This is a genomic window from Tenacibaculum tangerinum (genome assembly GCF_029853675.1).
GTDB classification, from domain to species: domain Bacteria; phylum Bacteroidota; class Bacteroidia; order Flavobacteriales; family Flavobacteriaceae; genus Polaribacter; species Polaribacter tangerinum_A.
This window is the reverse complement of sequence record NZ_CP122539.1, coordinates 2,703,766-2,724,323: the sequence shown is the minus strand read 5'-3', so window position 1 is coordinate 2,724,323 and position 20,558 is coordinate 2,703,766. Positions and strand designations below refer to the sequence as shown.

Genomic DNA, 20,558 nt, shown 5'->3' with positions numbered 1-20,558 from the left:
TTTTCAACAAAAAAATATGATGTGTTTTAATTTTTTATTTGTTTCAATAGAATGTTTGAAGAAAAGTATCTTTACCCAAAAAAACAAGAAATGAGTTTTAGTATCAGACCTGGAGTACAAAAAGATGCACAAGCGATATTAGATTTAATCGTTGAGTTAGCTGTTTTTGAAAAAGAACCCAATGCGGTTACAATAACGGTTGAAGATATTGTGAAAGATGGTTTTTCCGAAAATCCTAGATTTAAAACTTTTGTAGCTGAAGAAGATGATGAAATTATAGGAATGGCGTTGTTTTATGAGCGTTATTCTACCTGGAAAGGAAAAGCAATTCACTTAGAAGATTTAATGGTAACGCAGTCTAAAAGAGGCATAGGCGCAGGAAAAGCGCTGTACACTGCTGTATTGAATTATGCTTATAAAAACAAGTATAAAAGAGTAGCTTGGGAAGTATTAGATTGGAACACGGCTGCTATCGATTTTTACAAGAGTACAGGCGCTACGGTATACGACGAGTGGCGAGTATGCCACATGAATGAACAAAGTTTAGAACAATTTTGCAATGAGAATATTTAAGTTTGGAGGAGCATCGGTAAAAGATGCGAACGGTGTAAAAAATGTTGCCAACGTGTTGCAGCATGAAGGAACAGAAAATACTTTAGTGGTAATTTCTGCGATGGGAAAAATGACCAACGCTTTTGAGCAAGTGGTACATGATTACTTTTATAAAAAAGAAAGCCTTAAAGATTCCTTAAGATTTGTAGAAAACTTCCATCAACAGATGATGGATGATTTATTCAGTTCTAATCATGAAATATATAACAAAGTCAATTACTTATTTGGTGAGTTGAGCGGATTCATGGTTCGAAACACCTCTAAAGATTACAATTACGTGTACGATCAAATGGTGGGATATGGAGAGTTGCTTTCTACCACTATTGTAAGTGCTTACTTGCTTGAAACAGGCGTTGCAAACCAATGGTTAGATGTACGAGAGTATATACAAACCGATGGTACTTATCGTGATGCCAAGATTGATTGGCAGCAAACAGAACAACAGATTCGAGAAAAGGTAGATGTATCTAAACTCAATATTACACAAGGATTTTTAGGTGGTTATGGAGCTGAAACTACGACCTTAGGAAGAGAGGGTTCTGATTATACCGCAGGTGTTTTTGCTTACTGTTTGAATGCCGATAGCGTTACTATTTGGAAAGATGTTCAAGGAGTACTCAATGCCGATCCTAGAGTGTTTTCTGAAACCACACTGTTGCAAGAAATTTCGTATACCGAAGCCGTTGAAATGGCGTTTTACGGAGCCTCGGTAATTCACCCCAAAACCATTCAACCCTTAGAGCAAAAAAATATTCCGCTATATGTACGCTCTTTTGAAGATGTAACACAATCGGGAACTTGTGTTGGAAGAGGAAAAAAAATTACTCCAGAAGTTCCTTGTTTTATCGTAAAGAAACATCAAATTTTAGTAGCTATTTCTGCAAAAGATTTTTCGTTTATGGTAGAAAATAACATTAGTGATGTTTTTAAAAAATTACACGAGTATAACTTAAAAGTAAATCTAATTCAAAACTCGGCAATTAGTTTTTCTGTATGTGTAGAAGATAAGTACAATAACTTTGAAGACTTTTACAACGACCTACAAGTTGCGTACAAAATAAAAGCGTATAAAGATACTACGCTGTACACCATTCGTCACTTTGATGATGAAGCTATACAAACGATAAGAAGTAGAGGAAAATCAATTATTCGTCAAATAAATACAGAAACCGCGCAACTGGTGATTCAAGAAAACATAGAAAACTAGCAAAAAATCAATTATATTTGCGGTTCTGTCAATTGATATCTGTGTATGGGATTAGTAACACCTAAAGAAGTTGCAAAGGCAATAGGAGCTGATAAATTTGGGGTTTTCGGAACGTTTTCAGGTTGGTTGCTGATGAAAATTTTACGAATTTCTACTGCCAACGAAATTTATAACAAGCATAAGCATAAAAAAGATTTGCCTTTTTTAAACGGTTTGCTTGAGGAGTTTCAAATAGAGTTTGAAATACCTGAAGAAGATTTAAAACGTATTCCTAAAGAAGGTCCGTTTATTACCATTTCTAACCACCCTCTTGGGGGTATAGATGGTATTTTATTATTAAAACTTCTATTAGAACACAGAACTGATTATAAAATTATCGCTAATTTTTTATTACATAGAATAGCGCCCTTAAAGCCCTATGTAATGCCTGTAAACCCTTTTGAAAATCATAAAGATGCTAAATCAAGTGTTATAGGAATCAAAAACGCTTTGTTACATCTAAGAGAAGGAAAACCTTTGGGTATTTTTCCTGCAGGAGAAGTATCTACCTATCGCGATGGGAAGTTAATGGTAGATAAAGAGTGGGAACAAGGAGCCGTTCGATTGATAAAAAAAGCCAAAGTACCAGTGATTCCTATTTATTTTCACGCTAGAAACAGCCCCTTATTTTATAGACTGTCTAAAATTAGTGATACCTTAAGAACAGCAAAGCTTCCGTCGGAATTATTATCTCAAAAAAACAGGGTTATTAAAGTAAGGGTTGGAAAACCTATATCGGTAAAAGATCAAGATGTATTTACTGAAATACCCGAGTTTTACCAATTTTTACGTAGGAAGACGTATATGTTGGCAAATCCGTACGAGAAAACTTCTCAAAAAATATTATCGGCACAAAATTTAAAAATTCCTAAGAAAGCTAAAAAGATTATCTCTCAAAAATCTCCAGACTTATTTGTAAAAGAAGTAGATGCTTTACGTGAAAGAGGGAGTAGATTATTACAAAGTAAGAACTACGAGGTGTTTTTTGCTAGTGCAAAAGAAATACCGAATTTGTTACACGAAATAGGTCGTTTACGTGAAATTACCTTTAGAGAAGTAGGCGAAGGCACAAACAAGCCCATAGATTTAGATAAGTTTGATAAGTATTACCACCATTTATTCTTGTGGGATGATCAAAAAAAGAATTTGGTAGGAGCGTATAGAATGGGGTTAGGAAAAGATATTTATAAAAAGCACGGAATTAATGGTTTTTACATTCAAACACTATTTAGAATAGAACCCGAACTGTACCCAATGATGGAAAAAACCATTGAAATGGGACGTGCTTTTATTATTAAAGAATACCAACAAAAACCAATGCCGTTGTTTTTACTATGGAAAGGAATTGTGCATGTTACCTTACGCTACCCAGAATACAAGTATTTAATGGGAGGAGTAAGTATAAGCAATCAGTTTTCTGAATTCTCTAAATCGTTGATGATTGAGTTTATGAAATCGCACTATTACGATCCCTATGTGGCGCAATACATTCATCCGAAGAAAGAATTTAAGGTAAAATTAAAAGATGCCGATAAAGATTTTGTATTTGATGCTACCGAGGCAGATATGCAAAAGTTTGATAAAATTATCGACGAGCTTGAACCAGGAGAATTACGCATTCCGGTACTGATTAAGAAATACGTAAAACAAAATGCACGTTTGGTAGCGTTTAATGTAGACCCTAAGTTTAACAATGCTATCGACGGATTGATGTATATTAAGGTAGCGGATATACCAGAAAGCACCGTAAAACCTGTAATGGAAGAGTTTCAAGCAGAATTGGAACGCCGTGCCACAGAAAATATGAATAAGTAATTTAATTAATTTTAAATCACGGATTTAAAATTGTTAGTCTTTCCATGCTTAAATGAATTGTAATTTTAGTTGTGAATAGTATTAAAAGGAGGTAAACCAAAAATAATATATGGAAAAAGCATCGTACTGAGTACGATGCTTTTCCTGTTTTATAGTATTGTTAAGTTATTTGAATAACCTAAATATATCGTTTCCGTTTGCAAAAAGTAGTAATATTATTAATAGGATAAATCCTGTAATTTGAGCATACTCTAAGAACTTATCACCTGGCTTTTTACCAGTAATCATTTCCCATAAGGTAAACACCACATGTCCACCATCTAAAGCAGGGATAGGTAATAAATTCATAAACCCTAACATAATCGATAAGAACGCAGTAATACTCCAGAATGAATACCAACTAAATTCAGCAGGGAATATACTTCCAATAGAAATAAATCCGCCTAAACCTTTGTAAGCACCTGTACTCGGATTTAAAATCTTTTTCATTTGCTTAATGTAATTGGTCAAAGTAGTCCAAGCTTTATTGGTACCAGCAGGGATTGCTTCTGCAAAAGAATAGGTTTTTTCTGCCAAGTTGTAATACCCTAGTTTTTCTAAATCCACTAAAGAAACAGCACCAAGAGCAACTCCTAAATTTCCATAATTTGAAACCTTTGCAGGAACAGTTAAATTCTCTTTACCTCTTCTTATAGACAATGCAACTTCTTGTCCTTTTAAGCTATGTAAAATAGGTTTTGCTTGATCAAAATAAGTTATGTTTTGTCCATTTACAGCAGTGATAATATCCTTTGGTAAAATATTACTATCAGCATTTAACGAATCTTTTTGTACACCAGCAATAACAAATGGGTATCTTGGAGTTATAAAAGCTCCAGCATCTTTACCTCTATCCACTAACTTGGAGATAAAGTCGGTAGGAATTTCTTTTTCAAGAACAGTTCCGTTTCTTTCAACAGTATAAGAAGTACCGTTAATAAACTCTAACGGAAGTTCTCTAAACTTTTCTATTTTTTGTCCGTCAATTGTTAAAATTTTATCTCCTGTTTCTAAACCTAAATCTTTTCCTAATTGATCTTGAACCCAAACGCCATCTTTTAAACTTTCATTTGGTAAATATTTTTCTCCATATACCCACATTAAACAGATGTAAATTAAAATACCCAAAATAAAATTTACAGTAACCCCACCTAACATAATAATTAGACGTTGCCAAGCAGGTTTAGAACGAAATTCCCAAGGTTGTGGAGGTTTTTGCATTTGCTCGGTATCCATACTTTCATCAATCATACCTGCAATTTTTACATATCCACCTAACGGAATCCAACCAATACCATATACTGTTTCACCAATTTTCTTTTTAAACAACGAAAATTTATAATCGAAAAAAAGGTAGAATTTTTCGACACGGGTTTTAAATAATTTTGCAGGAATAAAATGACCTAATTCGTGTAAAACGATTAAGAGCGATAAGCTTAAAATAAATTGTGATGCTTTTATTAAAATTTCCATAAATGGTGTTCGTCTAAATTTAAAATCTGACAAATGTACGTTTTTCAGTACAGTTCTAAAAGTTTGTGTAGCAGTTGCGCATTTGTTTTAACAAACTTTTTAGGATAGTGATTTACAAACGCTGTTTTTAGTCGTATTTTTGTAAAAAATTTTAGTATTGTGGATATCAAATTCTTTAAAAAGTCAAAAAGCACGCTTATTTTTATCTTGGTTTTTTGTGCTGTTGGAATACCCGTTTTTTATCATTTGGTAAAAGTTGATACAAAATTGCCGATATACAATCCGGCTGATATCAATCCGAAATTGGTCGATGCTTCTGTTCGAAATAAGAAAAAAAACCATCGAGTAGGCGAGTTTAGGTTAATCAACCAAAATGGCGATACCATTACCAATGCCGACTATGAAGGGAAAATTTATATAGCCGATTTCTTTTTTACACGTTGCCAAACTATTTGTATTGCCATGGCGTATAATATGAGTGAGTTGCAAGAGCATTATAAAAATGATGACGACATTATGTTTTTATCGCATTCGGTAACACCCGTAATGGATAGTGTTCCAGTATTAAAAAAGTATGCTAAAGAAAAAGGGGTGATTGATGGAAAATGGAATGTAACTACAGGTGATAAAAAACACATTTACAATTTAGCTCGTAAACATTATTTTGCTGTGTTAGATGAAGGCGATGGTGGCGAAAACGATTGGGTACATACCGAAAACTTTGTGTTAATTGATAAAGAAGGACGTATAAGAGGTTCGTACGATGGAACCAAAAAAGAGAACATGCAAAAAATTATTGACGATATTTCTTTGTTGAAACAAGAGTATAAAAAATAACACACTAAGAAAGTTTACAAAAGACACGTATGATTTGACCAAAAGACCTTGATGTTTTTACAAAACATCAAGGTCTTTTGGTCAAATTGTTTTTATCCTTTTATGTTGAGATACTTTTTGAACACCCCCAGTTCGAGTGATTTTTAAGAATGGTAATGATTTAAAAATTAGGCTCAGCAGAGCTATCGAGAACCATGCTATCACTTCTTAATACAAAATTATGTTCATTTCATTCAACTAATTTTACTCGAAGAGACAATAGACCTAAATGTGAAATGAAAAACCATAAATCGTATTTGCCTTAAATACTGTACCACGTGTTTACTTATAGTTCCACTTCTGTTGGAACGTTGGCATAATCTGAAATTCTTCCTACGAGCCATACAAAAGGTTGTATTTGACCTTTTAACACACAAGAGCCGTCTGATATAGCATGTAATAAGCCTTGAACATCAAAGGATTCTAAAGCATTAATAGTTGCTTTTTCATTGATGTGTAAAGAACAAGTAGGGAGGTCGTAATTACTATTTTGATAAAGTGCTACCTTAGTATCTCTTATTAAGATCGAAACAGTTTCCGTACTTTCAGCACTCTTTAATTCGATAGCCAAGTCGGGTGTACTTTCAGTAACAACCTCTTTTAAGTAACTTGAAAATTGTGCTGCCCAATCTTCCAATTCAGAAAACTGAACACTTGTTTGCTCTTTGTTTTTTTGCTTTTCCTCAAGCATCTTATCTACCTCTTTTTCTGCTTTAATAAGTGCCGCCAAGGTTTTATCGACATCTTCGCGTGTATGAGCTGCCGAACAAATTAATCGTAAACGACCTCTTCCGCTTTCCACAATTGGGTAGGTAACCGCAGAAGTTTGAATTCCGAGTTTGTAAAGTCTTTGTACGATGGCATACAGTTTATCTTTATCGGCAAAATGAGGGGTAACAATAGGTCCGTCACCCGTACCTAAGTCGTAACCCGCTTCTTCAAATTTCTGACGCATATATCGAGTAGTATCCCATAATTTTTCACGTAAGGCATCGTCTCTTCTCAATCTTCTTAACGCTGTTAAGGCTGCCGCCATATCAGCAGGACTAATAGATGCTTGAAATATATAGGCTCTTGATGATGATTTTAACAAATCGATGTGCTCTTTACTGGCAGCAACGACCCCTCCAAGGCTTCCTAAAGCCTTACTTAGCGTTGTCATGATAAAATCGGCTTCTTCAGTCACTCCCTGAGCAGCGCAAATACCTGCACCTCCTTCGCCATAAAAGCCAAAAGAGTGTGCTTCATCTACCAAAGTAAGCGCCTTGTATTTTTTCGCAGTTTTAATAATTTTTGCTACGGGTGCTGCTCCTTCACCCATGCTGTACACTCCTTCTAAAACGACTAAAATAGTGCGATACGGCGAAGTTTCTGCTTTTAGAATACTTTCTAAATCGTGAACGTCGTTGTGTTTAAACGTTCGAACTTTGGCACCGCATAGTCTGGCACCATCTACAATAGAAGCGTGGCAAAGCTGGTCGATGAGCACCATATCATTTCTTCCTAAAAGCCCAGCTACAGCACCCACATTGGCCGTATATCCTGTGGGGAATAAACAAGCACTAGGTTTTCCTACAAGGTCGGCAAACTCTTCTTCAAATTCTAGATGTTGCTTTGTCATTCCTGAAGCGGCAGCAGAGGTGCCCATACCCGTTCCGAATTGGTTCAATGCGATTGAGGCTTCTTTGATGACTTCAGGGTCACGATTTAAGCCAAGATATAGGTTGGTTGTCCAAATAATTGCTTCTTGTGTTTCATCATTATAAGCATCTCCTACCAAGCCTTTGGTAGCGCTTCCTGTAAGCAATACTTTGCTGTACGGATTTCTACGATGGTCATTTACCATTTGTAATACTGCTTGTACAAGTTTACTTTTATCTGTTACCGACCAAGCGGCTACTTTTGCTGCTTGGAAAGTAGGATGACTCGATTGAATATGGGTTTGAAAGCTGGTAAGCGTGTCTGTTTTTAATTTTACATTTTTGCTTTCTTTGGTCGTTTCTTTTGCACTCAGAAGGTGATTGATCAATGCTTTTGGGGTAGAGTTCTCAAAGATATCATACGCACTAATGTCTAATTGTAAAGCGTTACTTAACCTGCTACTCAGCTCTAGGGTGGTTAACGAATCGATTCCGAGATTGTCAAATGAAGTATCTGGTAATACATTTGCTGAATTTTTCATGTTGAGTAGTTGAGCTACTTCATTTTGGATGGTCTGCAATAGGTATGCTTGGTAATTGTTGGAAGAAGCATCTTGCTTCGGAAGGCTCTGATCGTGTTGAGAATTTTCAGTCACCAGTTCAGAGGATAGCTCAATAGTAAGGTTCGCTAATTTTTTTCTGTCTAGCTTATCGTTAGGCAGTAGTGGTAGCTCTTGTACTTGTTTCACAATCTGTGGAACCATGTATTTTGGCAAGTGTTTTGCCACAAAAGAGCTAATATCAGAAAAATCTATTGGTTTGTTTTCATTACTGATTACGTAAGCGACAAGTATTTGTTGACCAATACTTCCATCGGCAACTACGGCAGCGGCTGTATCAATATTTTCCATGGTTTCGATAACCGCTTCAATTTCTTCGAGTTCTATTCGATGTCCTCTAATTTTAACTTGTTGATCGGCACGTCCTACAAATTCAATCTCATTGGTAGGAGTCCAACGACATAAATCGCCCGTTTTATACAAACGAACACTGTTGTCGTGGTTATCAAATTGTACGTTGATGAATCGTTCTTTGGTTAAATCTTCATCAAACAAATAACCACGTGCCAATTTATTTCCTGAAAGATACAATTCACCTACTTTTTCATCGGCGACGGGTTGTAGTTGTTCATCCAAAACATACGCACGTGAGTGGAGTACAGAGGTACCGATGGTAATTACCGCATCTTCTTTGTGTATCTTAGTGATGGTTGAATACACCGTATCTTCAGTTGGGCCATAAGCATTGAAGATAGTTATGTTCGGTTTTTGCTCGTATACTTGTTGTACCAGCGAACGTTTTAGTGCTTCGCCACCGAACACCAAGCATTGTAAGTTTTTCGGTAATTTTTGTGAAGCGATGATGGCTTGCACTGCTGAAGGAACCATAACGAACATCGTTACTTGGTCGACTGCCGGAAGTGAGGTAAGCTCTAAGGCATTTTTTGCCAAGATGATGGTACCTCCTAACGATAAGGTACCAATAATTTCCATCACAGAGGTGTCAAAACAAACCGATGCGGCTGCAACCATCCCTTTTAACTGATCTTCAGTAAATAACTCATTCATCGATGCTACCAAAGAAACGATACCATTATGTTCAATAGCGACTCCTTTAGGGCGACCAGTAGAGCCAGAGGTATAAATGACGTACGCCAATTCATCTGGAGAGGCATTTATGGTAGTATCTGTATGTTTGCCTACCGTATGTATCCATAGCAACTCTTTTACTTTGCTGCATAAATTTGCGGCATCTTCGGAGTCGACAAAAACAGCCGAAGTACGAGAGTGTTCGAGCATATACTGTATACGCTCTTTTGGGTAAGCGGGGTCTAAAGGCACATAGGCGCATCCTGCTTGCATAATACCTAGTAAAGTCGCTACTAACTCCCACGAGCGGTGCATACAAACGCCAATGAAGGCTCCGGGTTGTATTCCTCGATTTTGAAGTTCTCCAGCTACTTCATTGCTACGTTTTAGTAAGGTTTTGTAATTGATATGCGTTTTCCCATCGATGATGGCTGTTTGCGCTGGATGAGCAATCATTTGTTGGTGTATAAGTTCACAAACTGTCGTAGATTCGGGGGTCTTCGATACATTCATTGTAGTTGATTTTTAATTAATTGTTAATAGTCTCTCTTATGCGAATTCGCTTTGGATAGATAACGTCGTTTTGATACAAATCATATCTTTATAAATAGTTTAATGGATAGTAAATATACATATCTTTTTGATTTTCATTGTATTCGAAGCTCCTTCTTCCTTTTGTAAAGAAAAAAAGGGATACTACTTTGGGGTATATAGTCATAAAAAACACCTTCAAATTTTTGGAAAAATAAAGGTGTTTTAGCTAAAAGGTTTGGGTAATTTTTTAAGCTTACAAATCATGTTTCAATTAAAAAGAAAGCATGCAAAAAAATATTGAATGATATTACTTAATTGAAGAGAGAATATACAAAATAGCAGTTATTTTATTTGTAGTATTGTTTGATATAATTGTTGAATTACTAAACTTATTTTTTCTAAATCTAAAGTCTCTATAGTGTCTTTATTAGTATGATAATTTTTGTTCCTGTAGAAAGCGGTGTTTGTAATCATAACAGCATCATAATTAAACTTCCAATAATTCAAATGGTCAGAGAAATCAACTCCTTCAACTTTAGAAGAACCTTTATAGGATTTTGTTTTGATAAATTTTTGTTCTTCCATTAAGTTTTTAACTTGGTTGCTAAAATTTCCTGCTGAACTATTCTGCACTACCGTGATAAAATCCCCTTTATTTCCATATAGTAAACTCATGCCTTTTATTGGATATTCTTGTGAGTTAGTTTGTTCATTATAATACCCGATAGTTTCTAGGCAAATCATACCTTTTATAGATGTTTTGTTATCATACATGTTTTTTGCATGTATATAACTTCCCATCTGCTTGGTTCTGAAAAAAGGAGGTTCTTCTAATGTGTAAGCAACAAAATCTATCCTATAATGTAAATTTTCTTTCGAGAGCATTCGTACCAACTCTAGTAAGGCAACTATACCACTAGCATTATCATCTGCTCCATTAGAGTCTCCAAAAACATCGTAATGTGCACCAATTATAATTCGTTCTTTGTTTTTAATGCCTACAGATCCAATAACATTTTTATATTCATTGTTATTAATAGAGTAAGGTTGATAATAAACAGTATCACATACTTTTTTAAAAGAGTCTTTTATATAATTGGCTACATAGTTTAACGTCTCAATATTCTGATAATTTCTTGGTTTTGGTGTTTTTGTTATTATTTCTAAATCATTTTTGATTCTATGAATCATTCCTTTAGAAATATTAGAGGTTTCTCTTTTTTGAGAAAAAGTATAAGAGAAAAACATAGTCAAAATAATATAAAGAAGTGGTTTCATTTGTTATTTCTTTTAATTAAAAACAGAATAGAGAAGACAATAAAAATTAACAGCAATATTGTTAACAAATTTACTTCGGAATCAAAAGTGTTTGGACTTATCTTTTTCATGTCTATTTTTATGCGTCTGACATTTCTTTTAGGTTTGGTCTATAATTCTACAAATTCATTTAACTCTAAAAGATATAAATGAGATGTCTTTTTGATAATCCATATGAATTTCCAAAAGAAAGTTTTGTTTATCCCAAGTTATAATTAATGGATTATCTTCAAAATGACAATTTAATGTACTACTTTCATAAGCCATAGAAGTATATGCATCATTAGAAAAATTACGCACTTCTTTTAATTCTTCCATTTTTATCATTTGACTTGGTAAACCATATTCTTCAACAAGTTTTTCATAAGATTCTACACCTATTTTAGTTGTAGTACTAAAGAATATCGATTTAATTGAATCATTATTATCTGCACTAACACGAAGACTTTTAAATTCTTTTGTACAAAATAAAAGAGTACTTTTATCAAAATAGTTGCTAGAGTATGTTTTGTCATGTGAACTTATGGTTCCTTCTACCTTGATTAACTTAAACTTTTCTAAACTTTCAATACTTTTATTTAGATATTTTTCAGGACTTATTAGATTTATTGCAATCATTAATTTGAAAATAAAATTATTCATAAACTACCATTACCCGCAATTTGATTTAAACCAACTTGTCGTATATGGTGCAGGACTTCTTACTGTAAAGAGATTTTTAGTTCCTACTGTACCGCCAAATATAGCCATTTGTGACTTCATATTTGCCATCCAAACTGCTTGTAACTCATGTTCATTGGCTGTTGGATTGGATATAAACCAACTCTTTGTTAAATCTATCGAATTGTTTAAAGCTTCAGCTGTTAGTGTGGCAGCTCTTCCGTTTGTCCATTGAGAAGGCATAGTAAAGAATAAACTAGGATATGTTATGCTAATTGCAGACAACTTAGTTGTTGTTGGACTTGTTGTGATATATGCTGTAAACATATTATTAACACCAGTAGTTTGAGCTCCTTTTACACCATCCACATTTGCATATTCAAAACTAACACAATTAGGATAAGGCCAAGTTAGGTTTTCTTTGACGTATTCTTCAAAAGTACCTGCCAGTTCATTTACCAATGCCTCAATTATTTCTTTCGCAAAAGCTTTCGCTTCTGCGGTAGTATTTTCGATTAAGAAAGTATCAATTTTAGCAGCCTCTGTAAAGTTAGCTTCTAGCCATGCTATCTCTGCTTTGGTTAGGCTATAGTCTAGCTTTTTATTAATTTCTTGCGCTTGGGCTTTCTCTGGTGAGGTGGTAGGATCTGAGCCATCTTCGTTTATCGGGGTGGTATAGGTTTCACCAGTAGTGGTATCGTTTGTAGTAGTACCTCCGCCTGTTGTAGGGTCAGAAGTACCCGAACCTGTTCCTGCGCTACCTCCTCCAGAAGTTGTTGAATTGGTTGGAGGGGTGTATGTACCACTTTCGCAATGCGAAAAATCGATGATCGTAACAATATTGGTTCCTGAACAAGGATTGTTACAAGGGGTATTACTGGTGCCATGTATTGGCGGGTAATCTTGACAGGCATATTTTAAGGTATGGTATCCTCCTTGGTTACAGGGTTCAATTTCTGTATATACCGTTCCTTCACATTCATCGTCTGACCCACCCTCTGGCGGTGCCCAATCAATAAATTCATCCTTAGCAGATAAATTTATGTTTTCTAAGCTTAGGTATTTTTCTGGTATTTTATAAGAAATGGCTTTGCCGTACGGGTTTTCTAGAGCAACCTCAGGTTTTTGTTGGTACGATATTAAAAAATAAGTAAAAGTATTTTGGTACTTTTTAACCAGAAAGTTTTCAAAATACGATGCTGTTAAAACAGGCTTTTTAATTTGAAAGGTCCATGTAACAACGTTTTCGGTAGTTATTTTAGTTACTTTTTCTGTAAGAATGTTTAAGCCCTCAGCGATTTCTTCTTCTTTGTATTGTTTGCTGTTTGAGAAGTTTTGTTCTAAAAGAGGTAACGACTTCTGAATTTCGGTATCTTTTAATAAATCGTCATAGTTAAGTTTTTCTAGCGTATAGTTGGCAAGTCCTTTTTGTTCTTGGCTAAAAGCTACTTCTTCTTTTTCGCAATTCCATAGCAATACCGAAAAAGCGAATAGTAATGTGGTAAATTTAAAAAAATGGGTCGTTTTCATAAAAATTTATTTTTAGATTATATGACCACAAACCTATTTATAAAGAGGGTTTTAAGTGTCCTGAATATTTAGAATCTAAAAAAATTAGGACATGTTTTCTTTTCGATACTGTGTGGGGGTTACGCCAACTTCTTTTTTAAAATTATGATAGAAAGTAGATTTAGAGTTAAAGCCTGCCTCTAAACCAATAGCAACAATCGTATAATTTTTAAATTGACTGTTCTTTAATAGTTTTAGTGCCTCTTCTACGCGTAGTTTATTAACATACTCTGAAAAATTAATAGAAGAATTTTGGTTGAAAATATGTGACAGATAACTTTCACTTAAGTCGAGTTTTTTAGAAAATAGGGAAAGACTAAACTGTGGGTTTAGGTATAGTTTTTGATTTTTTATTATTGCTTTAAAATCCTCAACTTGTTGTTTACCTTTTTCAGAACTAGGTCTAGTTTTTATAGCTTTATTATCTATTGTTTGTTTTCGTATTTCCGTTCTTTGATTAAAAATTCCGTTATAGTATATTCCGTTATATCCTAACCAATACACTAAAAAAGAAATACTCAACCATAAAAAGTAGGTGTTATTAGTTTGTAATTGATAGATGTTAAAATATTGACTAAATAAGGTTAGTAATATCCATAAAATAGAAATAAAAATACCAAAAAATAATAGGTTTTTCAGCCATTTAGTTTCCTTTTTTACAATTTTAGAAGAGTATTCTTTTGCGTTTTTTTCATAATTCTTTATAAAAGAAAACGTTTTAAAAATGACAAAAAGAGTAAAGAGAGCTGATAGATACTCTTCTGCGTAGTAAAAGAAATGGATGTTTTTTTGAGATATAATAAAGTGAGATGTAAAAAACAGTTTATATACTAGTAGAAAAATATGTGTTAACAAGCTGATAAGAAAAGGAACAAACAGATAAGTGGTTTTTTCTTTTATATTAAAATAACTAATAACGAAACAATAATAGCAAGGAAGAATCAATAAATTCAATGGAATGTATAAGTTTTCGTAATAAGGAATGTTTTGAGAAAGTCCAACATCAACGAACCAATAATACAAATTGTTTAAGGATAGGTATAAAACAACCTGAGCAAGAAAAAAATTAGACTTCGATTTGTGTTTGTTATATAATAAAACAACTGCTGCAAAGATAATTCCTTGTAAAGCTCCGCTAATAATTAAACTATTAAAAAAATTAAAATTAGTATTCATACAATTTTCACTGTGAATTTTATCTACTTCCCATTTCCTTCCTCATCAAAACGCTTGTTTAGTTCTTGTTCGGTTTTTATTACAGATACCGCTAAGGACAACAACATAATTGCCATGGGTTGCCAGGTTAATTCTTGTACGATAAACGCCAATACAAAGGCTGCTACCAACGAAATTGCTGAATACTTTAGAAATTCTTTAGTAAAAAAAGCATTGGCAAACTGCCAAATCGTGTCATTTTTCATGGTTTTGTTCGTGCGATACCCGTAAATAGCATTGATTTTTTTAGGTGGAAAAAAATAGAAAATAAGACTGAACACAAACAGCAATCCGTTTACTGAAAGTACGTAATAGAAAGGATTCATAGTTTAAGTTTTAATAGCATTTACAATTCCTTTTAGCAAGGTGTTTACATCTGCATTTTTAGTCAGGCTTGTACGAACTACGACCAACTCTTGACTGGGTAAAATAAATACATTTTGACCTTTATAACCGTTAAAAGAATACATATTTTTAGGTACATCGGGGTACTTACCTCCTGCGTTCAACCAGAGCTGTGCACCATACTTTCCATCAGAAGTTGCGGTAGGGGTCGTAGCATAGCTAACCCATTCGTTGTCAAATAAATGCTCTCCGTTCCATTCACCATTATGCAAGTATAGCAAGCCTAATTTTGCCCAATCTCTAGCCGTTGCCCAACCGTATGAAGAGCCTATATAATGATTGCTCATATCGGTTTCAACAAGCATAGAGTTCATGCCAATTTTATCAATCAAAGCGCTATACCAAAAATCGAGATACGCTTGGTGTGTGTCGAATTTTGTTCGCAAAATACCCGATAATAGATTGGTCGTTCCAGAAGAATAATTCCACGTTTCGTTCGGTTTGCCTATCAAAGGTTTGTGTACCTGTGCTTGGGTCATATCTTTTTCTAAAAACAACATTTTCGTAGCATCAGAAATACTGTTATAGTCCTCTTCCCACTCCAAACCAGAATTCATTTGCAGTAAATTATGAATGGTAATGTTTTTTCGTTCATCGTTTTTCCATTCTGGAAATAAGTTGTTTTGCTGAAGGTTAATTTTCCCTTTACATTTTAAAATTCCGAACAACGTACCTGTAATACTTTTAGTCATCGACCATCCCAATTGTCTTGAATCTTTGGTAAAACCCGTGTCGTACTTTTCAAAAATAATGTTGTCTTTGTATATCACTACGACCGAACGAGTTTTATTTTTATCGTTAAAAATGGTATCAATCGTTTCCTTCAGCTTTGCATAATCAATATTCGCAAAAACAGTGTCTTTTGGGTCTGCATTTCCGTAGGGGAAAGGAGTCGAATTATCAGGTTTTGAACGTTTTGGGGTGAGTTGCGGTTGGCTGCTATCAAAATCATCAGTTACCAAAACAGCGCCCAATCCTTCTCGGTAAATCGCTTTTCTTTTGTTCAGTCCGAGCACAGAACTCGCAGCCGATGCTTCGTCGGTGTTAATTTCATTAGAAGCAATGTTTACGGGAGTAAAATTATTGTCGTTTGCATCGGTAAAAGCCAAACTTCTTTTGGCGAGGAATACCGATGAAGCCGTATTTTTAGCAGCATATCCTGAAAGAAGAGTTAATTTAGGGTAATTGTAAAAAAAGGTTAGTACAAAGGCAACTAAAACAACTAACAGAATTCTTTTAAAAATTTTCATTTGAATGATTTATGACAAATGTAAGAATTTAATTGTTTGATGTTTGTATTTGAAATGCAAGTCCTACCTTTGTCTTAAATTTGATTTTTACATGTTTAGTATCGATAAAATTAGAGCTGATTTTCCTATTTTGAATAGAGAAATACACGGAAAAAAGTTAGTGTATTTGGATAACGGAGCAACTTCGCAAACCCCTCAGGTGGTTATTGATGCCATCGTGGATTACTATACGAATTACAATGCCAATATTCACAGAGGTGTGCATACCTTAAGTCAGGAAGCTACCGATAAATACGAAGAAGCACGAAAAAAAATTCAACAACACTTCAATGCAAAACATTCGTATGAAATCATTTTAACTTCGGGTACTACACACGGAATTAATATCGTAGCCTCGGGGTTTGCAGCTATTTTAAAGGAAGGAGACGAGGTACTTGTTTCTGCATTAGAGCATCACTCTAACATCGTACCTTGGCAAATGTTATGTGAAAAAACAGGGGCGATTTTAAGGGTAATTCCGATGGATAAAGAGGGTGCATTGCGAATAGACAGTTACCATGAATTGCTAAGCCCAAAAACCAAATTGGTTTTTTGTAACCATGTGTCGAATGCTTTGGGAACCATCAATCCAATAAAAGAAATAATTCATGCGGCGCATAAGTTTGGCGCCTATGTGTTGATTGATGGAGCGCAGGCAGTGCCTCATATCAAACCCGATGTTCAAGCTTTAGATGCCGACTTTTACGTGGCTTCTGCCCATAAAATGTGCGGACCTACAGGCGTTGGAATGTTGTATGGTAAAGAAGAGTTGTTACAATTGTTACCTCCTTATCAAGGAGGTGGAGAAATGATTGAAACAGTTACGTTTGAAAAAACAACCTATGCAGGATTGCCTCATAAGTTTGAAGCAGGTACGCCAAATATTTGTGGCGGTATTGCTTTTGGAGTGGCGGTAGACTATATGAATGCAGTGGGTTTTGAAAACATAGAAAAACAAGAAAACGAGTTGTTATCGTATGCTACGCAAGAACTAGAAAAAATAGAGGGATTAAAAATCTATGGAACTTCAAAAAAAACATCGGTAATATCATTTAATTTAGAAGGAATTCATCCGTATGATGTCGGAGCGATTTTAGATAAATTGGGGGTGGCTGTTCGTACAGGACACCATTGTGCACAGCCTATTATGGATTTTTACGGTATTCCAGGAACGGTGAGAGCTTCTTTTGCTTTTTACAATACGAAAGAGGAAATAGATGTGCTAGTGAATGCGGTTAAAAAAGCACAGATGATGCTGAGTTAAGCAAGTAATAACTTGTTGTTATAAAAAACCTGAAAATTACCAAGTACTACATTTATTGATATTTAATACGATTTATCTTTTATTATTTCGCATTTGAGGTCATTATTACTTCGAAACAAAATGTCATTACGAACGAAACGTAGTGTAGTGACGTAATCTCATGAATAATAGTAACTCAAAACCTTGAAATCTCTCAAAGCCATTCGAGGTGACGGTAATCAAAAACAGATTGCTTCGTCCTTCCCTCCTCGCAATGACCATACGAAAACCTTATTACGAGCAAAAATGGCAAAAGAACTAAAATTTGAAGTTGTTGTAAGTAACTGATATCTGTAACGATAATGGTAACTAGCCGTACATGGAAAAATTATTCGTAAACCTCATAATTACTTTAAAAAAAGTTTACAACAACCCTTGAATTGTTTTTGTAATAGAGGTAGCATCTATCTTACAAAGTTCTTGTAGCTGCGGAATCGTTCCGTGATGTATGAATGCATCAGGAATGCCTAGTAGTTTGATATGCCCTTTATAGTTTACCTCAGAAGCATACGCTAACACCGCACTTCCGAATCCGCCCTTAATCGTACCTTCTTCAATAGTGATAATGGTATCAAACTTTTTGAAAATAGTCTCTAAAAGTTGGGTGTCTAAAGGTTTGATAAAGCGGAAATCGTAATGAGCAATGACCTCTTTATTCTCAAGTTGGTTCATAGCTTCAGAAACATTATCGGCAATAGTTCCTACAGATAGTACTGCTAGTTGAGTTCCTTCCTGCAAACAAATTCCTTTTCCGATGGGAATACTTTCAAAAGGAAATTGCCACTGCCGTAGTTTGCCCTTTCCTCTTGGGTATCGAATAGCTATAGGTTGTTTAAGTCCTTTTTGTGCAGTAAACATGCTATTTCGTAACTCAATTTCGTTACGAGGTGCAAATACAATTAGGTTGGGTATGCAACTCAAATACGCCAAATCGAAAACACCGTGATGCGTTGCGCCATCTTCTCCTACCAATCCTGCTCTGTCTAAACAAAAAATTACAGGTAGGTTTTGCAGGGCAACATCGTGGATTACTTGGTCGTACGCTCGTTGTAAAAAAGTAGAATAGATGTTACAAAACGGAATCAGTCCTTGGGTAGACATACCCGCAGCCAAGGTTACAGCATGCTGTTCGGCAATGCCTACATCAAAAGTGCGCTCAGGAAATTCTTGCATCATCAATTTTAACGAGCTTCCTGTTAACATGGCAGGGGTAATTCCTACAATTTTTTCATTTTGTTGCGCCAGTTCAACTATGGTTTTACCAAAAACATCTTGAAATTTGGTGTACTCACTTTCTTCTTTGGGTAGCACTTCTCCAGAAATTTTATCAAACTTTCCAGGAGCATGGTAGGTTACTTGGTCTTGCTCTGCTTGTCGCAACCCTTTCCCTTTGGTGGTAATGACATGCAAAAACTTAGGTCCCGAAACTTTTTTCAATCGCTCTAACTCTCGCAACAACTCTTCAAAATTATGTCCGTCAATAGGTCCAGAATAATCGAAGTTTAAGGCCTCAAAAATATTGTGCTGTTCCACTTTTAATAGAGGAGATTTAATTTTGGTTAAATACTCCTTTAAAGCACCTACCGAAGGGTCAATCCCAATCGCATTGTCGTTTAAAATAACTAAGATATTTGCATTGGTATCTCCCCCATGGTTCAAGGCTTCAAAAGCCATTCCGCTTGCGATAGAAGCATCCCCAATAATGGCAATATGATGTTTTTCTATGCCTTGCAATTTCGAAGCAATTGCCATTCCTAAAACGGCAGAAATAGCGGTAGAAGAATGCCCTACACCAAAGGTGTCATACTCACTTTCAGAACGTTTAGGAAATCCTGAAATACCTCCCAACTGGCGGTTGGTATGAAAAACATCTTTTCTTCCTGTTAAAATTTTATGTCCGTACGCCTGATGTCCCACATCCCAAACCAACAAATCGTTTGGAGTATCAAACAAATAATGGAGTGCTATGGTTAATTCTACGACTCCTAAGCTAGCGCCTAAATGCCCTTCTTTCGCAGCAACTACCTCAATAATAAATTCACGTATTTCTTTCGCTAACTGCGGAAGTTGTTCAGGTGTTAACTTTCGTACATCTGAAGAGAGGTCGATATTTTTTAACAGCTTTTGTGGCATAACACAAATGTAAGAAAACTTTGTTGTAGCTTTGTGGTATGAGTACATTGTATTTGGTGCCTACACCCATTGGAAATTTAGAAGATATTACGCTACGAGCATTGCGTATTTTAAAAGAGGTAGATTGTATTTTAGCCGAAGATACACGCACTAGTGGTAAGCTGTTAAAGCATTACGAGATTACTACGCCCATGCAATCGCATCACATGCACAATGAACACAAAACGGTCGATACCATTGTAAAACGTTTGCAGGGGGGAGAAACATTTGCGTTGATTTCTGATGCGGGAACTCCAGCAATTTCTGACCCTGGTTTCTTGTTAACACGGGCTTGTGTACAAAACAATATTGAGGTGGAATGCTTGCCAGGAGCTACTGCTTTTGTGCCAGCATTGGTAAACTCGGGTTTACCAAATGATAAGTTTGTGTTTGAAGGTTTTTTACCTGTAAAAAAAGGACGTCAAACACGATTACAGTTCTTGGCAGAAGAAACACGGACGATGATTTTTTATGAGAGTCCGCACAAGTTATTAAAAACCCTCACCAATTTTGCGGAGTACTTTGGAGAAGATAGACAACTTTCTGTTTCTAGAGAATTGACAAAATTGTTTGAAGAAACCAAACGAGGAAATGTAAAAGAAGTACTATCATATTATACAGAAAAACCAGCAAAAGGAGAAATTGTAATTGTGGTGGAAGGGAAAAAGTAATAGAATTACGAATTTTTAATGTTTAGTTTTCTTTAATTACAATAATTCTAAATTTTACAATCGTAATCTTCTT

At 35.1% G+C, this 20,558-nt stretch carries 15 protein-coding genes; 6 read left to right on the top strand and 9 right to left on the bottom strand.

The features are described from left to right. Positions 1-90 precede the first annotated feature (90 nt). From P8625_RS12120 to P8625_RS12110, 3 genes are read left to right on the top strand one after another with little or no spacing between them, the layout of a single operon-like run. Positions 91-573, top strand: a complete 483-nt coding sequence (locus P8625_RS12120) for a GNAT family N-acetyltransferase (RefSeq protein ID WP_279650718.1) — start codon at positions 91-93, stop codon at positions 571-573. Next, a complete protein-coding gene (locus P8625_RS12115; RefSeq protein ID WP_279650717.1) occupies positions 560-1,819 on the top strand; it encodes an aspartate kinase in 1,260 nt (419 codons plus the stop codon). Before P8625_RS12120 ends, P8625_RS12115 begins: the two co-directional genes overlap by 14 nt. Positions 1,820-1,864: 45 nt before the next feature. Continuing rightward, positions 1,865-3,673, top strand: coding sequence for a lysophospholipid acyltransferase family protein (locus P8625_RS12110; RefSeq protein ID WP_279650716.1), 1,809 nt, complete (start codon positions 1,865-1,867; stop codon positions 3,671-3,673). A gap of 165 nt (positions 3,674-3,838) precedes the next feature. On the opposite strand, the gene rseP is transcribed toward P8625_RS12110, so the two are convergent. Continuing rightward, positions 3,839-5,185: an RIP metalloprotease RseP gene (gene rseP / locus P8625_RS12105; RefSeq protein ID WP_279650715.1), complete on the bottom strand. Its 1,347-nt coding sequence runs from the start codon at positions 5,183-5,185 to the stop codon at positions 3,839-3,841. A 159-nt stretch (positions 5,186-5,344) separates the two neighbouring features. Between rseP and P8625_RS12100 the strand changes: the two genes are divergently transcribed. Next, a complete protein-coding gene (locus P8625_RS12100; RefSeq protein WP_279650714.1) occupies positions 5,345-6,022 on the top strand; it encodes an SCO family protein in 678 nt (225 codons plus the stop codon). A 325-nt stretch (positions 6,023-6,347) separates the two neighbouring features. Here the strand turns inward: P8625_RS12100 and P8625_RS12095 are convergent, their stop codons facing one another. The 7 genes from P8625_RS12095 to P8625_RS12065 all read right to left on the bottom strand — a co-directional run bounded on the left by P8625_RS12095 (position 6,348) and on the right by P8625_RS12065 (position 16,300). Beyond that, a complete protein-coding gene (locus P8625_RS12095) occupies positions 6,348-9,863 on the bottom strand; it encodes an amino acid adenylation domain-containing protein (protein ID WP_279650713.1) in 3,516 nt (1,171 codons plus the stop codon). A gap of 363 nt (positions 9,864-10,226) precedes the next feature. Next, on the bottom strand, positions 10,227-11,162 hold the full coding sequence (locus P8625_RS12090) for a M28 family peptidase (RefSeq protein ID WP_279650712.1): 936 nt from the start codon (positions 11,160-11,162) through the stop codon (positions 10,227-10,229). A gap of 165 nt (positions 11,163-11,327) precedes the next feature. Then, complete coding sequence (locus P8625_RS12085) at positions 11,328-11,819, bottom strand: hypothetical protein (protein ID WP_279650711.1); 492 nt, start codon at positions 11,817-11,819, stop codon at positions 11,328-11,330. 33 nt (positions 11,820-11,852) lie between these two features. Beyond that, positions 11,853-13,391, bottom strand: coding sequence for a hypothetical protein (locus P8625_RS12080; protein ID WP_279650710.1), 1,539 nt, complete (start codon positions 13,389-13,391; stop codon positions 11,853-11,855). Positions 13,392-13,475: 84 nt separating this feature from the next. Next, positions 13,476-14,606: a helix-turn-helix domain-containing protein gene (locus P8625_RS12075; RefSeq protein WP_279650709.1), complete on the bottom strand. Its 1,131-nt coding sequence runs from the start codon at positions 14,604-14,606 to the stop codon at positions 13,476-13,478. A gap of 23 nt (positions 14,607-14,629) precedes the next feature. Next, positions 14,630-14,971 carry an SdpI family protein gene (locus P8625_RS12070; protein WP_279650708.1) on the bottom strand — a complete coding sequence of 114 codons (342 nt, stop codon included), beginning with the start codon at positions 14,969-14,971 and terminating at the stop codon, positions 14,630-14,632. A gap of 3 nt (positions 14,972-14,974) precedes the next feature. Beyond that, positions 14,975-16,300: a serine hydrolase domain-containing protein gene (locus P8625_RS12065; RefSeq protein WP_279650707.1), complete on the bottom strand. Its 1,326-nt coding sequence runs from the start codon at positions 16,298-16,300 to the stop codon at positions 14,975-14,977. Positions 16,301-16,391: 91 nt separating this feature from the next. On the opposite strand from P8625_RS12065, the gene P8625_RS12060 reads away from it, so the two are divergent. Next, a complete protein-coding gene (locus tag P8625_RS12060; protein WP_279650706.1) occupies positions 16,392-17,603 on the top strand; it encodes an aminotransferase class V-fold PLP-dependent enzyme in 1,212 nt (403 codons plus the stop codon). A 402-nt stretch (positions 17,604-18,005) separates the two neighbouring features. On the opposite strand, the gene P8625_RS12055 is transcribed toward P8625_RS12060, so the two are convergent. After that, on the bottom strand, positions 18,006-19,775 hold the full coding sequence (locus tag P8625_RS12055; RefSeq protein ID WP_279650705.1) for a 1-deoxy-D-xylulose-5-phosphate synthase: 1,770 nt from the start codon (positions 19,773-19,775) through the stop codon (positions 18,006-18,008). Between the two features lie 38 nt (positions 19,776-19,813). On the opposite strand from P8625_RS12055, the gene rsmI reads away from it, so the two are divergent. Next, positions 19,814-20,485, top strand: coding sequence for a 16S rRNA (cytidine(1402)-2'-O)-methyltransferase (gene rsmI / locus P8625_RS12050; protein ID WP_279650704.1), 672 nt, complete (start codon positions 19,814-19,816; stop codon positions 20,483-20,485). Positions 20,486-20,558: the final 73 nt, after the last annotated feature.

What these genes read in the sequence shown, in the direction of transcription:
- P8625_RS12120 (WP_279650718.1), top strand. Translation starts at nt 91, where the DNA reads ATGAGTTTTAGTATCAGACCTGGAGTACAAAAAGATGCACAAGCGATA.
- P8625_RS12115 (WP_279650717.1), top strand. Translation starts at nt 560, where the DNA reads ATGAGAATATTTAAGTTTGGAGGAGCATCGGTAAAAGATGCGAACGGT.
- P8625_RS12110 (WP_279650716.1), top strand. Translation starts at nt 1,865, where the DNA reads ATGGGATTAGTAACACCTAAAGAAGTTGCAAAGGCAATAGGAGCTGAT.
- rseP (WP_279650715.1), bottom strand. Translation starts at nt 5,185, where the DNA reads ATGGAAATTTTAATAAAAGCATCACAATTTATTTTAAGCTTATCGCTC.
- P8625_RS12095 (WP_279650713.1), bottom strand. Translation starts at nt 9,863, where the DNA reads ATGAATGTATCGAAGACCCCCGAATCTACGACAGTTTGTGAACTTATA.
- P8625_RS12090 (WP_279650712.1), bottom strand. Translation starts at nt 11,162, where the DNA reads ATGAAACCACTTCTTTATATTATTTTGACTATGTTTTTCTCTTATACT.
- P8625_RS12085 (WP_279650711.1), bottom strand. Translation starts at nt 11,819, where the DNA reads ATGATTGCAATAAATCTAATAAGTCCTGAAAAATATCTAAATAAAAGT.
- P8625_RS12080 (WP_279650710.1), bottom strand. Translation starts at nt 13,391, where the DNA reads ATGAAAACGACCCATTTTTTTAAATTTACCACATTACTATTCGCTTTT.
- P8625_RS12075 (WP_279650709.1), bottom strand. Translation starts at nt 14,606, where the DNA reads ATGAATACTAATTTTAATTTTTTTAATAGTTTAATTATTAGCGGAGCT.
- P8625_RS12070 (WP_279650708.1), bottom strand. Translation starts at nt 14,971, where the DNA reads ATGAATCCTTTCTATTACGTACTTTCAGTAAACGGATTGCTGTTTGTG.
- P8625_RS12065 (WP_279650707.1), bottom strand. Translation starts at nt 16,300, where the DNA reads ATGAAAATTTTTAAAAGAATTCTGTTAGTTGTTTTAGTTGCCTTTGTA.
- P8625_RS12060 (WP_279650706.1), top strand. Translation starts at nt 16,392, where the DNA reads ATGTTTAGTATCGATAAAATTAGAGCTGATTTTCCTATTTTGAATAGA.
- P8625_RS12055 (WP_279650705.1), bottom strand. Translation starts at nt 19,775, where the DNA reads ATGCCACAAAAGCTGTTAAAAAATATCGACCTCTCTTCAGATGTACGA.
- rsmI (WP_279650704.1), top strand. Translation starts at nt 19,814, where the DNA reads ATGAGTACATTGTATTTGGTGCCTACACCCATTGGAAATTTAGAAGAT.